Below are 15,342 nucleotides of genomic sequence, written 5' to 3'. Positions count from 1 at the left end.
ATTTCGGTTTAAAAGTTAATTGATTTATTTGTTTTTATAATGCGTATCTGAAATGGCTTTCAATATCGAAGCGCTCTTTTCGGGCGTAATATCCCTTTGTGATTCGCCGAGCATTTCGTAACCCACCATGAATTTTTTCACGGTAGCAGAACGCAATAAAGGCGGATAAAAATGCATATGAAATTGCCATTCTGGATGTGATTCTCCATCGGTTGGAGCTTGGTGAATTCCTGACGAATACGGGAATGATGTCTCGAAAAGATTATCGTATTTGATCGTCAATTGCTTCAAAATCGTTGCGAAAGCGGTAGTTTCGTCCGAAGTAAAATCGGTAATTTTTCCAAAATGACGCTTGCTGATAATCATCGTTTCATAAGGCCAAATGGCCCAAAAAGGAACGAGTGCCACAAAATGAGTATTTTCGATAACGATTCGTTCGTCCAGTTTTAATTCCTCCTGCAAATAATCCTGCAACAGATTGCTTTGGTGTAAATCGTCATAAGTTTTTAGGTTATTTTGCGTTTTCTCTACTTCGGTAGGCAGAGACGATTGCGCCCAAATTTGACCGTGTGGATGTGGATTGCTACATCCCATTACACTTCCTTTATTTTCAAAAATCTGAACATAATTAATATAATCAACCTTGCCTAAATCGATGTATTCTTTTTGCCAAGTCTGGATTATATCCTTAATGCCATCTATCGTCATTTCTGGCAATGTAAGATTATGCTTTGGCGAAAAGCAAACCACTCTTGAAATACCTCTCTCGGGTTTTGCTTTGAAAAAAGTCTCTTTGGTACTGTTCTCAAAAAAAATCTTCTCTTGCTTTAGTGCAGCAAAATCATTTTCGAAAACAAAACTGGCTTCATAATCCGGATTTGTCATTCCATTAGCGCGTAAATTTCCCGGACATAAATAACAAGTTGGGTCGTATTCTGGTAAGACATCAGAAGCAACTGTTTCGTTCTGACCTTGCCAAGGACGTTTAGCACGATGCGGAGAAACCAAAACCCATTCGTTGATTAATGGATTATAACGCCTGTGCGGGTCTTCATTTATATCGAAATTCTTCATTTTCATTATTGTTTGTAAAGTGATGCACCCTTTCCAATTTTGACATCATAGTTTTTTAATTCTATTCCAAATGCGTGATCGTACAGTTTCGAAAGTCTATTTTTAATATCTTCTTCATGTCCTTTTTTTACTAAATTTATGGTACAGCCTCCAAAACCGCCACCCATAAGTCGAGATCCAATCACGGCTTCTTCACTTTTGACAATATTAACCAAAAAATCCAATTCATCACAGCTCACTTCATATTCTTTGGACAATCCTTCATGCGTTTCGAACATCAGTTGCCCTAAAACTTCAATTTTGCCGTTATCCAAGGCTTCACAAGCTTTGACAACACGACCAATTTCTTTTACCACAAAATAGCATCTTTTGAACACTTCTTCACTCATCTGGTCTTTCAAACTTAAAACCTGACTTTTGCTACAGTCCCTAAAACTGCCCACCTCAGGAAAATTATTTTTAATGATTGCCAGTCCTTCTTCGCATTCTTCCCTTCTTTTATTGTAAGCCGAAGTAAACAAAGAATGTTTCACATTGCTGTCAAATAAGATTAGAGAATAATCCTTGAAATTCGCATCGTGGTATTCAAATTCCAACGTTCGGCAATCAATTTTTATCACTTTGTTTTCTTGCCCCAAGACACTCGAAAACTGATCCATTATACCGCAATTGATTCCTACCCAATGTTCCGCCTTTTGTCCCATCAAGGCAATATCAATTGGTTTTATGTCCAAATTGAAAAGCTCGTTTATTCCATATAAGAAACCACATTCTAAGGCTGCCGATGAGGACAATCCAGAACCAACGGGAATATTGCTGCTAAAAACGCAATTAAAACCTTCAAAAACAAACCCATTAATTTTCAACTGGTTGATAACACCACGAAGATAATTTGTCCAAACTTTTTCGTTCAATTCAACTAGATCCGCCAAATCTATTTCAAATTCATCGTCAAGATCAATGGCAATTATTCTGGATTGATTTGAATTATTTTTTTCGAAAGCAAAACAGATAATTTTGTCGATAGCCGCAGGCAAAACATAACCGTCATTATAATCTATATGTTCTCCAATAATATTGATTCTGCCCGGAGAAAGAACTACTTTTTCTGGTGCCGAACCAAATTTTTCTTGAAAATGATTTATCGTTTTATGTATTAAAATTTCATTCATTATTTAGTAAATATAAGAGTATTTTTCTTTAAAAAATTTCAAATTTATAGCTGGTCTTATGACAATACGTTTCTCCTTTTTTGAGGACTGCATCTGGGAAATGTGCTTGATTTGGAGCGTCCGGGAAATTTTGTGTTTCAAAACAGATACCACTGGATGAATGGTACAACACTTTTTCTTTTCCTTTTATAGTTCCGCAATTCCCTCCAACATAAATATGAACTGCTGGCTGATCCGTATAAACAGTCATTTTTAGACTATTTTTTGGACTATAAAGTGATACCACTACTTCTTTTTCCTTGCTTAAAACAAAAGTGGTATCAATTATAGCAGGACAATTTTTGGATAATGAAAAATCAAAAGGAGAATTGGCTAAATCCAAAAATATTCCTGTTGGAATATTCTCTTTTGTAGTCTCCAATACTTTATCGGCGCTGATGCTCATTTCTTGGCTCAGTACCTCTGAATCGTGTCCGTTGAGATTAAAATAACTGTGATGTGTCAAATTCACAATAGTATCCTCAGTTGTTGTTGCGCTGTATTCAATAATCAGCTCGTTCTGCTCAGACAAGGTATAGGTTAACTCCACAGACAGATCTCCTGGGTAATTTTCTTCATCATTTGGACTAAGATAGGTCAAGGTTATGGAGGGATTTTCTCCATAATTTACGTTTTTTACCTTCCACACTACTTGGCTAAAGCCAATAGTACCTCCGTGAAGCGAATGCTTATTGTTGTTTTTATTGAGATGGAATATTTTATCATTCAAGCTAAAAGTCCCATCGCCAATTCTTCCTGCAAATCTTCCGACAGTTGCTCCCAGATATGGTGCGCTTTCCAGATCGAATGATTTCAGGTAGGCTTCTAAATTGTCAAAGCCTAAAACGACATCTACAACACCGCCATTTTTCAGTGGGATTTTCAACGAACTAACCGTAGCACCATAATTGATAACTTCTAATTTGATTCCGTTTTTATTGGAAATTTGGTAAGCGGAAATTGCTTCGCCATCCGGCATTAAACCAAATAATTTTGTTTCGGAATTGGTAATAAAATGGGATTCTTGTTTTATTTTCATTGTTTTATTAAGAAAAATGAAATTCAAAATTATACTAAATTTCAAAAAAAATATACCAGTACCTACCGGTTTTTTGTAACTTGCACAAAAATCATTTCTTATTATGAAAATCATTTCTATTCAAAATAATCTCGGCATACCCAAATACAGGCAAATTATTTTATCAATTGAGAAGGCTATTGAAAATGAAAAACTGATAAAAGGCGAGCGGCTTCCCTCGATAAACAAGCTCTGTTTGGAATTTTCATTATCCCGAGACACTGTTTTACAAGCGTATGAGGAGTTGAAAAAAAGAGGTATCATCTATGCCATTCTAGGCAAAGGCTACTATGTAAAGAGCGTAGAGATAACCATAAAACAAAAAATATTCCTGTTGTTTGACGAATTGAACAGTTTCAAAGAAGATATTTATAATTCATTTTTAAAGAATACTGGAAAGGATGTTCAGGTAGACATCTATTTTCATCACTTTAACATCGAAATGTTTAGAAAATTAATTAATGAAAGCAACGGTAACTATACCAAATACATCATAATGCCAACCAATTTACCAGATGCCGCTTCAATTATTAAAACCCTACCGGTAAACGAGGTGATTATATTGGACCAAACCAATCCCGAATTAGAATCCTTCCCTGCGGTTTATCAAAATCATAAAAAAGACATTTATGATGCTTTAATAAAAGGTAAATCCCATTTAAATAAATATGAGAAACTGATCTTGATTTTCCCTGGATTTCGCGAACCGTTAGGAATGAAGGAAGGCTTTATCAATTTCTGTCATGATTTCTCTTTCGAATATCAGGTAATTCCGGAATTTGTCGATAGGGAAATCACAATTGGCGAAGTGTACATTATCCCCAACGACAGGGATTTGGTGGCCGTTATAGAAAAATCAAAACTACAAAATTTGAAATTGGGGAACGATTACGGAATTATCTCCTACAACGAAACTCCATTGAAAAAAGTGGTAGAAAACGGAATAACAACCATTTCGACAAATTTTGTGGCCATGGGGAAAATTTTATCCCAAATGATTTTGAAAGGAAAAAAAGAACAAATAGAAAATAAGAGCGCTTTAATCATTAGAAATTCTTTGTAATAGATTAAGAACGACTATCCTTAACTAAATAATTATTTCACAACGCAAGTGAAGTGAAGCGAAGTACAGGGCAACCGCACCAATTATTTTTTTACCACTAATTCGCTGATTTTAGTTAGATTTCAGCCGCATTCAGTGGAATCAGCGCAAATTAACATCTCCTTATCTAGGAATTTTAAAGGGTAAATTAGCGAATTAGCGGTCATTTTTAAAACTCATGAGTTAGCCTTGAAGCGAATAATTTACAATATGGATTTAAATAAATTTATAGTACGTTTGTAATTGAATACCACCAAACTTTTTAAAAAGCGCAAAGATGAGTTTAAAAGATTTACTAGATAATAACACCGATCATAGCCTTTCTGGTCAAAAGTGGCGTATTCTAAGACAGTCAATCGTAAAACGTTTGTTATCCGCTGGAAATGCAACCATAGCAGAATTAGGTTCTGAATTGCAATCGAGCGTTCCAACGATTACCAAAGCAATCAATGAATTACTATTAGAAGGTTATGTGGTCGATATGGGGAAAATAACCAATAGCGGCGGAAGACGTCCCTCATTATATAGCATTAACCCGACCTGCGCTTTCTTTTTAGGCGTTGAAGTAAGCAGAACCAGCATTTCTATTGGTTTACAAAATATTAAAAACGAATTCATCAGCATAGACTTAAGAACTTCTTTTACTTTAAAAAACACCCAGGAATCCCTTTTAGAATTTTGCAATTTGATAAACTCTTTTATTGAAGACAGTTCGGTCGAAAAAGAAATGATTGTGGGCGTTTGCATTAACTTTTCAGGTCGTATTAATTCAATGGAAGGATTCAGTTATAATTACTTCTTTAGTGAAAACAGGCCTTTAACAGAAATTATTTCAGAACAATTGAACTTACCGGTTCATTTAGAAAACGATACCAGAGCCATGGCTTTTGGCGAATTTTGTGAAGGAGTGGTTGATGCTGAGCAAAACATCATCTTTTTAAATTACAGCTGGGGGGTCGCTATTGGAATTATTTCCGATGGCAAGCTTTACTATGGAAAATCCGGATATTCCGGAGAATTTGGACACAGTACTATTTTTGACAACGAAATTATGTGTCAGTGCGGTAAAATGGGATGTCTGGAAACTGAAATTTCAGGCTGGTCACTCGTAAACCAGTTCAAAGCAGCTTTGAAAGAAGGAAAACAGTCAAAAATTACCCTCAATGAAAATTCTGATTTACAACATCTTGATATTATTGCAGGAGCCATAAACCTGGAAGATAGTCTATGTGTGGAGTTAGTTACAAAACAAAGCGAGAAAATGGGACGTTATTTATCTATTTTACTCAATATATTCAATCCAGATCTATTAGTTATTGGTGGCGATTTTTCACAATTAGGCGATTATATACTTTTACCAATCCAGTCCGCCTTAAAAAAACATTCTTTAGGATTAGTCAACAGAGACATGAAACTCAAAAAGTCCACTTTAGGACTTCGTGCAGGAGTTATAGGCGCTTGTTGCGTTATAAAAGAGAAAATGCTATCCCCTTTGATCAATAATTAAAATTAATGTTAAATTTTAATTATTAAATTTTTTTAATAAATACTTTAACTTATTAAAAAAATTTATATATTTACAGCCTGACAATACCCTTTTAGATAAAAGCATGGGTTCTTTTAATCTTCTGCTCTTTCTTTCTAATAAAAGTGTCACGAAAATTATTTTAGTTCACTTGAATAAAATGGAAATGAAATTACTATCGCCAAAAAGGAATCCTCCATTTTAGCAATAGTTTAGTCTTCAGGCTTATTTCTTCATTTGAATAACTGACATGGTTGTAAATACATCATTTGAAAAAACAAGTTTTTGTTTGAGAACTTTTGAATAAAATTTACAATTACTAAGAAATAATATTGCCATTTAGAAAGAAACGATCCTATTTTAAAATTACAGCTGAATTTTAAAAGTAATGTCATAGTAATTTGAATAAAACGGGGAAACCTATTTTTATAATTAATTTTTTGTTTCTCATAAAAAAACCAGCAGATGCTGCGAACACTGCTGGCTGATTCCTTAATACAAAGGAATATAGACTTGGAAAAGAAAAATAAGACCACGAAGGAAAAATTATTATTAACCAAACCATTACAAAAGTATGAAATTACTACCAAAAAGCAAGCCGAAAAAATATTGGCTTTCGCCAAAATTCGGGAACGTTATCAAATTAACGCCCCTGTTTTTAATACCTTTCACTATGCAGGTATCGGCAGCTGAATCTACTAGAACGGTTACTTTATCCGAAAAAAACGGAATTGTAACAGTAGAAAATGACAGAACAACAATTAAATTATCTCTAATTCAAAAACAAATTAAGGGTAAGGTACTTGATGAATCCGGAAATCCTTTACCGGGAGCTAACATCGTTGTTAAGGGAACTAATGTTTCAACACAGACCGATTTTAATGGTGATTTTACATTGACCGTTCCTGATAATGCTACAAAACTTATTGTATCTTATATTGGTATGATTCAACAGGAATTAACTATTGGAAACTCCCCAATTACAGTTACCTTAAAAGAATCAGGTCAGAACCTGGATGAAGTTGTTGTTGTAGGATATGGAACTCAAAAGAAATCGAAAATAACCGGTTCCGTATCAAAACTAGACAATAGAGTATTGGAAACTGGAATGCGCTCCAACCCTGCTTCGGCCTTAGCAGGTACCATTCCAGGTTTAAGAGTACAACAGGCTTCAGGACGTCCTGGTGCTGTTGCAACTATTACTTTACGTGGTGGTACTAATTACGATGGTAGTGGGTCTCCATTAGTAATGGTTGACGGCTTTTTAAGAGCCAGTTTTAGCGAAATCAATCCAGACGACATTGCTTCTATCGAAGTTTTAAAAGATGCTTCTGCAACAGCCATTTATGGTGCCAGAGCCAACAATGGAGTGATTTTGATTACCACTAAAAAAGGGAAGGCAGGTGTTTCAAACATCACCATAAACACCAAACTAGGTATCAATACCCTAAATATTCCTTTTGAATTTTTAAACGCAAAAGACTATTTATCTTGGTCCAGAAAAGCCATTCAAACATCAGGTTCTTATGATGCCAGCCGTTTAAGTCAATTGAACTCCACTGGTCCTTTTGGTACTGGAAATCTTTACAAAGATGCAAACGGAAACATTATTGACGGAAACAAAAACTCCGGTGCGGTATGGAGCCCTATGTTTAGAAATGCTGCTAATCAAGAATTATTAGGTCAAGGTTGGCAAAGTATGATTGATCCGGTTCGCACCAATGCAGCTGGGGCTTACGATCCAAACGGAACCAATAAAGAAATCATTTTTAAAGATTTTGATTATAAAAAATATGCGCTTAGACCTCAAGGTATAACCAAAGACCTTAATGTAGCCATGACTGGCGGTAACGAAAAAGGCAGTTATTATGCAAGTATTGGCTCTTATAATGAGGAAGGTTTGCCTATTAACACTTTCTACAAACGAATGACCTTTGTTTTAAATGGCGAATATAAAGTAAAACCTTGGTTAACCTCTACTTCCAGTTTGAACTTTGCAACTGCTAAATGGAGAGATGCACAAACAACTGGTGAAGGTAATTATTTGACCCGAGCACTGGGGGCACCACCAACGATGAGAGGAACCAATGCCAATGGAGATTTATTGGTAGGTCGTGATTCTCAAGATGGTAACCCGGCCGTTAACGATGATAAGTTTATCCGTAAAAACCAATCCGATAAATTTACAATGTCTCAAGCATTTAAAGCCGATTTATTAAAAAATCTAAGCTTTAGAACTAGTGCTAACTGGTTTTATAATGAAGGCTTTAATGAGTCTTTCAACAAAGATTTTTTAGCGAGTCCTAACAATATTAATAGAACCCGTGCTTCATCTGCTTCCTACGGAAGAGCATTCAGTCAAACCTATAATGGTACTTTAAATTTTAACAGTGATTTCTTAGGAAAACACCATGTTGATGCCATGGTAGGTACGGAGTATTATGATATCTATTCAAACGGATTGTTCGCCTCGGGTTCAGGCGCGCTATCTGATGATTTTATGGATTTACAATACACCAGTATCGAAAGAGACAGAAGATCTATAGACACCTACCATACAAGTCAACGTATTTTATCATTCTTTTCGCGTGTCACGTATGATTATGATGATAAATACTTAGCTACTTTTACTGTAAGACGTGATGGATACTCTAAATTACTAAACAACCGTTGGGGTAATTTCCCTGGAGTATCTGTGGGTTGGAATATGCATAAAGAAAGTTTCCTAAGCGATTCAAAAATAATTAATACCCTAAAATTAAGAGCCAGTTACGGTCAAAACGGAAACGTTAGTGATGATCTTATTGGACCTTATCAATTACAAGGTTCTTATCCGTCTGTAAGATACGATGGGACTGGAGGGTATCTACTAGGAGGGCTTCCTTTTCCTGATTTATTATGGGAACGCTCTTCAACCTATGAATTTGGTTTAGAAACCCGCTTATTCAATAGATTAGACCTTACTGTTGCTTATTACAACAGACAGACAAAAGATAAAATTTCAAGCTTTGCCCTTCCGGCTACCGCTGGTTTAACGTCTATTACAACAAACTTAGGGAATATGCAAAACAAAGGTCTAGAGGTTGATTTGAATTATAGAGTTATTAAAAACTCCGATTTCTCATTGGATTTTAATGCAAATGCAGCTTACAATGTTAACAAAATATTAAAATTACCTACCAATGGTTTAGAAAATAATAGAGTTGGTGGAAGTCAGGTTTATGATAAAGACGGTAATTTAATATGGGTTGGCGGTCTGCAAGAAGGTCAAGATCCAAACGTAGCTTATGCCTATGTTGCCGAAGGAATTATTAGAACCCAGGCAGAATTAGATTCTTATGCATTAACACTAAGAGATTTAATTGGTGCCAAAGTTTTAGTTCATCCAAACGTTTTCAACGCTATGACTCCAGCTCAAAAAGCATTGCATTTTCCTATAGCATTAGGAGATGTGAAGTGGAAAGATGTAAACGGGGATGGTATTATCAATACCTATGACAGACAATATATGGGTCGTACGGTACCAACAGTAACTGGTGGTTTTGGTTTTAACGCCAAATACAAAGGATTCTCATTAAGCTCTCGTTTTGACTATGCTCTAGGTCATGTTCAATTCGATGGACCGAATCAGTGGTTCTTAAGTAACGCTCAAGGAACATTTAACACTACCACAGCAGTAAATGACACTTGGTCTCCTGAGAATCCAAATGCCAAATACCCAACTTACTACTGGGCGGATCAATTGTTTAAAAACAACACCTTCCGTACCTCAAGTATGTTCTATAATAAAGCCGATTATATAGCTTTCCGCGAAATCAGTTTAGCCTATTCATTGCCTGCTGATTTATTAACTAAGGTAAAAATAGAAGGAATTAAATTTACTTTAACCGGACAAAATTTAGGGTATTTAAGTAAATCAACTTTATTCACTCCAGAGAAAACAGATCAAGGGATAAATGTAACGGGAGGGTATCCATTACCACGTACAATAATCTTTGGTGTTCAATTTATTTTATAAAAAAAGATATGAAAAAGATAGTATTAGGATTTGCATTATTGGCGTTGTCAATTACGTTTAATGCTTGCGACAAACTGGATTTAGCCCCAGAAGATTATTTCAACACCGAAGCCTTTTGGAAAACTCCCTCTCAAGTGGATGGAGCGATGGTTGGTTTGCACCAACAATTGAGAAACTATCAATTTACATTGTTTACCTTAGGGGAACTAAGAGGAGGTACACTAAGAGACGGTACCAGTTTTACTGGAACGGCATCTTTAAACTCAGGGTCTATTGTTCGTCAGGATTTAAGAGAATCTTCTCCTGGTATCTCAGGTTGGGCAGGATTTTATGCCGCCATATTTCAGGTAAATAATTTTATTTATCAGGTAGAAAAAGCCGATTATTTGGTAGCGACTGATAAAAGTTACTATTTAGGCCAGGCGTATGGTTTAAGAGCTTTCTATTACTTCCAATTATACAGAACCTATGGAAGAGTGCCTTTGGCAAAAGAGCCAAAAATAGCCATCAACTTGCCAAATTCATCCCAAGATGCCTATTTGCCACGTACCGCGACCGAGAAAGAGACTTTAGACTTTATCAAAGAAGATGTAAATAAGTCCGTTGCTAATTTTACTGGAAATTATACCACTAAAATGCAAAAAGCACAGTGGTCTTTGGCAGCTTCACAAATGTTACTGGGCGAAGTATATTTATGGTCTGCCAAAGTTAAAATTGACGGTGCTGCACCTACAAGCACAACTGCTGATTTAGCGATTGCCAGAGCAGCTATGGAAGCTGTTATACCTAAATATAGTTTACAACCGAGCTTTGCAAACGTATTTAATTCAGCCGACATACCTGCAATTAAAGGAAACAATGAAATTATTTTCGCCATGAGATATGGTTTTGGAGAGGCTAGCAATAGCTATAGTCAATTTATTTACGCCATTACAGATCCATTATCAGGTTATGTAGACGACAAAGGGGTAGCCATTCCTGCCAGTGATCCGCTAAAAGTAAATGGTGGTGGAACCATTATTCGTTATGAGTATAAATACGAATTATATGCTAAATATGATGCTGCTGATACTAGAGCAAATGTTACTTTCTTAAACTTTAACAAAGGTGCGGTAAAAGCTACCAACTTGCGTAAGTTTATCGGTACTATTGTTAGTGGTGCCCGTGCATTTACAGATGATTTCCCTATTTATCGTCTATCGGAAGCTATCTTAATGTTAGCCGAGATTAAAAACAAACAAGGTCAGGATCCATCTGTTGAAATTAACAGAATCAGAACCCGAGCTTATGCTGGTGGTGGTGGTGTTGCTCCAGTATATGTAAACGGTTCATTCGAGCAAAACGAATTGGCTATTTTCGTTGAAAGACAAAAAGAATTTGTGGGCGAAGGAAAAATTTGGTATGACTTACGTCGTATGCAAGATGCTTCCGGAAATCCTTTAGCATTCTCAGGTTTACCTTTAGTTGGTGTATTGCAAAATATTGCGGGTCAAAACCATAAATTGCTATGGCCAATAGACCTATTTACTTTAACTACTGATCAAACTTTAGGACTAGATGCCCAAAATCCAGGTTACAAAGGAACTTAATAGTTTTTTTATTACAGAACCGACAAAGAAAACTTGTCGGTTCTTTTTAAAAGAATGTAACCAAAATTCCTATAAATTGAGTATTTAAGTTAGTCCAAATAAATCAATGATTTAGCAAACTAACATGGACACCAATTGAAAAAATACAATAAAACTTATATTGGAGATTTAAAGATAAAGCTGGAAATTCAACAGTTTCCGTCCTAATTAAAAAGCATAAAAAAGAATACTAAAAAAATATCTCATGAAAATTGAACACTTACAAGGGCTTATCTCAGCTCCTTTTACACCCTTTGACAGCAATGGAAAATTAGACGTTAGCCTAATTCCGGCTTACTATACTTTTCTAAAACGTAACGGAATAACCGGTGCTTTTATTAATGGTTCAACTGGAGAAGGCGTTTCTATTACCTTACAAGAGAAAAAAGCGGTTGCTCAAGCTTGGGCAGATTGTTCTAACCATGATGCCGACTTTAAAGTAATGGTATTCTTAGGAGGAACATGCCTTACGGATTGCATTGACTTAGCTAAACATGCGTATGAAATAGGTTTATATGCTGTTTCATTAACTGCTCCATTTTATTTCAAACCTGCAAATGTTGATATGTTGGCACAAGCCTGTATCGAAGTTGGGAAAAGTGTTCCTAATATGCCTTTTTATTACTATCACATTCCAGTATTGACAGGCGTAAACTTACCAATGTTTGATTTAGTACAAGCCTTAGACGAGAAGCTTCCAAATTTTGCCGGTGTAAAATACACACACGAAGATTTCATGGATTTCCAAAGTTGCATGAGTTATAAAAATGGCAAATTCGACATGCTTTGGGGACGTGACGAGAATATGTTATCCGCATTAGTATTAGGTGCCAAAGGTGCTGTTGGAAGTACTTTTAATTATGCAGCTCCGCTATACTATGATTTGATTGCTGCTTTTAATGCAAATGATTTGGTTACTGCACGTACTTTGCAGCAAAAATCAATCAACATGATTCGATTGTTGGGTAAATATGGTGGAATTTCAGTTGGTAAAGCCTATATGAAAGTGGTAGGACTAAATTTAGGTGAATTTAGATTGCCTGTTAAAAACATGAGTGCTGACCAATTTGAATTGTTCAAAAAAGATGTTGAAAGTCTCCATTTTGAAGATTTCAGATCAAAATAGTTTAGTCACTTTAGATTAAAACAAATACTATGAATAAATATTTTTCTCCTCTAATTCTTTCCTTACTGATTATGTCGACAACTGATGCCCTTTCTCAAAAAAAAGCTATAACCCATATTGAATGGAAAAAAGCAGCGCAATTACAAAATGCTGATGGAAGTATCTCATTAGGTTTTGCTGGTGCGATTAATGGTGTTACTAACGATGTTTTAATTGTTTCGGGAGGTGCTAATTTCCAAGATAAAAAGCCTTGGGAAGGCGGAAAAAAACATTATTCGAAAGAAATTCATGTATTACAGAAATGCAACAACACATACAGTTGGAACAAAGAGGTACAAAGTACATTACCGGAACCAATCGCCTATTGTGGTTCAACTTCAACTGATTTAGGAGTCGTATATGTAGGTGGTGAAAATGAAAATGGGCTTTCCAATAAAGCTTTTATCTTAAAATGGAATGCATCCAAAAATAAGGTTGAAACAAAATCGTTACCCAATTTTCCAGTACATATTACAAATATTGGCCTTACACATATTGGCAATGTAATATACGCCATTGGTGGTGATGAAGCGACTAAATCTTCTGATCTGTTTTTAAGTCTTGATTTAAAAAGCAACACTCCGGAGTGGAAAACATTACCAAAATTACCTATTGCTCTCGCTAATTCCGTTTCGGTAGTTCAGAAAGACAAAAATGGAACCAATATCTATGTAATTGGAGGAAGAACAAAAACTCCTTCAGGCATAAGTGATTTACACAATACCACTTTTGTTTTTAACATTAAAAAACAAATCTGGGAAAGTCGTGCAAACCTGTCCGATGGGGAAAATACAACCAACTTTTCAGCAGGTGCGGGTGTTGCTGTAGGCAATCATTCTATCCTAATCGTTGGGGGTGATAATGGTGAAACTTTTCATAAAATCGAAACCTATTTATCCCAAATTGCACTAGCCTATTCTCCTGAAGAAAAAGCGAGACTGGCTGCAGAGAAGAATAAGTTAAATACAAATCATGACGGTTTTTATAAAGGAATCTTATTATATGATACCAGAACCGATTCATGGTCTACCATTGGCGAATTGCCTTTTCTTGCTCATGTGACAACAACAGCTGTCCTATGGAATGACGAAATTGTCTTGTCAAATGGGGAAGTAAAACCTGGAATTCGTACTCCTAATGTCATGTTAGGAACAATAAAATAACGACACAAATAATTGGTTTTGTCTACTTTTTCATGTCGAAAAAGAAAGTTAAAACTAAAAAAAATAAAACATGAAAAACACAAAGCATTATCCTTGGATTGTAGTAGGCTTGCTATGGCTTGTAGCATTGTTAAACTATATGGACAGACAAATGTTAGCCACTATGCGTCCTTCAATGGAAGCGGACATTCCTGAATTAGTATCCGGTGAAAATTTTGGACGCTTAATGGCTATATTTCTTTGGATTTATGCTTTAATGAGTCCTATATCTGGAATTATAGCTGATAAATTAAACAGAAAATGGTTAATTGTAGGCAGTTTATTTGTGTGGTCAGCAGTGACTTATGCCATGGGTTATGCTACAACTTATAATCAAGTATATTGGTTAAGAGCCCTTATGGGAGTGAGTGAAGCTCTTTATATTCCAGCAGGTTTATCCCTTATAGCTGATTATCACCAGCAAAAAACAAGATCGCTTGCCATTGGTATTCATATGACCGGACTTTATGTGGGATCGGCCTTAGGGGGTTTTGGAGCAACAATTGCCGCTACCTATTCTTGGCATTCTACTTTCCATTATTTTGGAATGGCAGGTGTAGTTTATGCAGTTATTTTGGTTTTCTTATTAAGAGAGAAAAAAACTGTTGAAGAAAAAACCATTAACATAAGTGACATTGTGCCTAATAAAAAACCTTCTGTTCTTCAAGGCTTGGCATTATTATTTACTAATATTTCTTTTTGGATTATCTTATTCTATTTTGCTATAATAAGTTTACCGGGTTGGGCTACTAAAAACTGGCTCCCTACCCTATTTTCTGACAACTTAGGAATCCCGATGGAACAAGCTGGTCCACTAGCGACTATCACCATTTCCTTTTCTTCATTATTAGGAGTGATTTTTGGCGGAATTTTATCGGATAGATGGGTACAGAAAAATGTTAAAGGCAGGGTTTATACCAGTGCCATTGGTTTGAGTTTAACCATTCCTGCTTTATTGCTAATTGGTTTTGGGGATTCATTATTTCATGTCGTTGGAGCAGGGCTTTTCTTTGGTATTGGATACGGAATGTTTGATGCCAATAATATGCCAATCCTTTGTCAATTTGTTTCTTCAAAATACAGGGCAACTGCTTATGGTGTTTTAAATATGACCGGAGTGGGATGTGGTGCTTTAGTAACCTCATTGCTAGGAAAATCCTCTGATAGCGGTACTTTAGGATATGGTTTTGCGCTTATGGCAGGTGTAGTCTTAATTGCTTTGGTTGTTCAAATCAGTTTTTTACGTCCAAAAGTAAATGACTTTGTTGACGCATAAAATTCTCAAAACATAGCTTTACTATGTTTTTATAAATTGTTTGGTTTTTGGTTAGTTTTTATC

10 protein-coding genes are annotated in these 15,342 nt (G+C 35.6%); 7 read left to right on the top strand and 3 right to left on the bottom strand.

The genetic code is table 11. The features are described 5' to 3' along the window. Positions 1–24: 24 nt before the first annotated feature. From E0I61_RS06495 to E0I61_RS06485, 3 genes are read right to left on the bottom strand one after another with little or no spacing between them, the layout of a single operon-like run. Entirely contained in the window at positions 25–1,074 is a 1,050-nt protein-coding gene (locus tag E0I61_RS06495) for a UDP-glucose--hexose-1-phosphate uridylyltransferase (RefSeq protein WP_132070206.1), read from the bottom strand. 5 nt (positions 1,075–1,079) lie between these two features. After that, the gene (gene galK, locus E0I61_RS06490; RefSeq protein WP_131998290.1) at positions 1,080–2,246 is read right to left on the bottom strand and encodes a galactokinase; all 1,167 of its coding nucleotides are present in this window, start codon (positions 2,244–2,246) and stop codon (positions 1,080–1,082) included. A gap of 28 nt (positions 2,247–2,274) precedes the next feature. Continuing rightward, entirely contained in the window at positions 2,275–3,324 is a 1,050-nt protein-coding gene (locus E0I61_RS06485) for an aldose epimerase family protein (RefSeq protein ID WP_132070204.1), read from the bottom strand. A 103-nt stretch (positions 3,325–3,427) separates the two neighbouring features. Between E0I61_RS06485 and E0I61_RS06480 the strand changes: the two genes are divergently transcribed. From E0I61_RS06480 to E0I61_RS06450, 7 genes are all read left to right on the top strand, one after another. Beyond that, positions 3,428–4,426, top strand: coding sequence for a GntR family transcriptional regulator (locus E0I61_RS06480; RefSeq protein ID WP_132070202.1), 999 nt, complete (start codon positions 3,428–3,430; stop codon positions 4,424–4,426). Positions 4,427–4,742: 316 nt separating this feature from the next. After that, positions 4,743–5,972 carry an ROK family transcriptional regulator gene (locus E0I61_RS06475; protein WP_132070200.1) on the top strand — a complete coding sequence of 410 codons (1,230 nt, stop codon included), beginning with the start codon at positions 4,743–4,745 and terminating at the stop codon, positions 5,970–5,972. Positions 5,973–6,564: 592 nt separating this feature from the next. Then, the gene (locus tag E0I61_RS06470) at positions 6,565–10,008 is read left to right on the top strand and encodes a SusC/RagA family TonB-linked outer membrane protein (protein WP_205728742.1); all 3,444 of its coding nucleotides are present in this window, start codon (positions 6,565–6,567) and stop codon (positions 10,006–10,008) included. Positions 10,009–10,016: 8 nt separating this feature from the next. Then, positions 10,017–11,597, top strand: a complete 1,581-nt coding sequence (locus E0I61_RS06465) for a RagB/SusD family nutrient uptake outer membrane protein (protein WP_132070198.1) — start codon at positions 10,017–10,019, stop codon at positions 11,595–11,597. Positions 11,598–11,841: 244 nt separating this feature from the next. Then, positions 11,842–12,762: a dihydrodipicolinate synthase family protein gene (locus tag E0I61_RS06460; protein ID WP_131993622.1), complete on the top strand. Its 921-nt coding sequence runs from the start codon at positions 11,842–11,844 to the stop codon at positions 12,760–12,762. Positions 12,763–12,791: 29 nt separating this feature from the next. Next, a complete protein-coding gene (locus tag E0I61_RS06455; RefSeq protein WP_131993625.1) occupies positions 12,792–13,964 on the top strand; it encodes a kelch repeat-containing protein in 1,173 nt (390 codons plus the stop codon). Positions 13,965–14,034: 70 nt separating this feature from the next. Then, positions 14,035–15,279: an MFS transporter gene (locus tag E0I61_RS06450; RefSeq protein ID WP_131993628.1), complete on the top strand. Its 1,245-nt coding sequence runs from the start codon at positions 14,035–14,037 to the stop codon at positions 15,277–15,279. Positions 15,280–15,342: the final 63 nt, after the last annotated feature.

This window comes from Flavobacterium ranwuense, assembly GCF_004349315.1.
GTDB classification, from domain to species: Bacteria; Bacteroidota; Bacteroidia; order Flavobacteriales; family Flavobacteriaceae; genus Flavobacterium; species Flavobacterium ranwuense.
The sequence above is the reverse complement of the archived record's forward strand: the minus strand, read 5'-3'. Positions and strand labels throughout refer to the sequence as shown.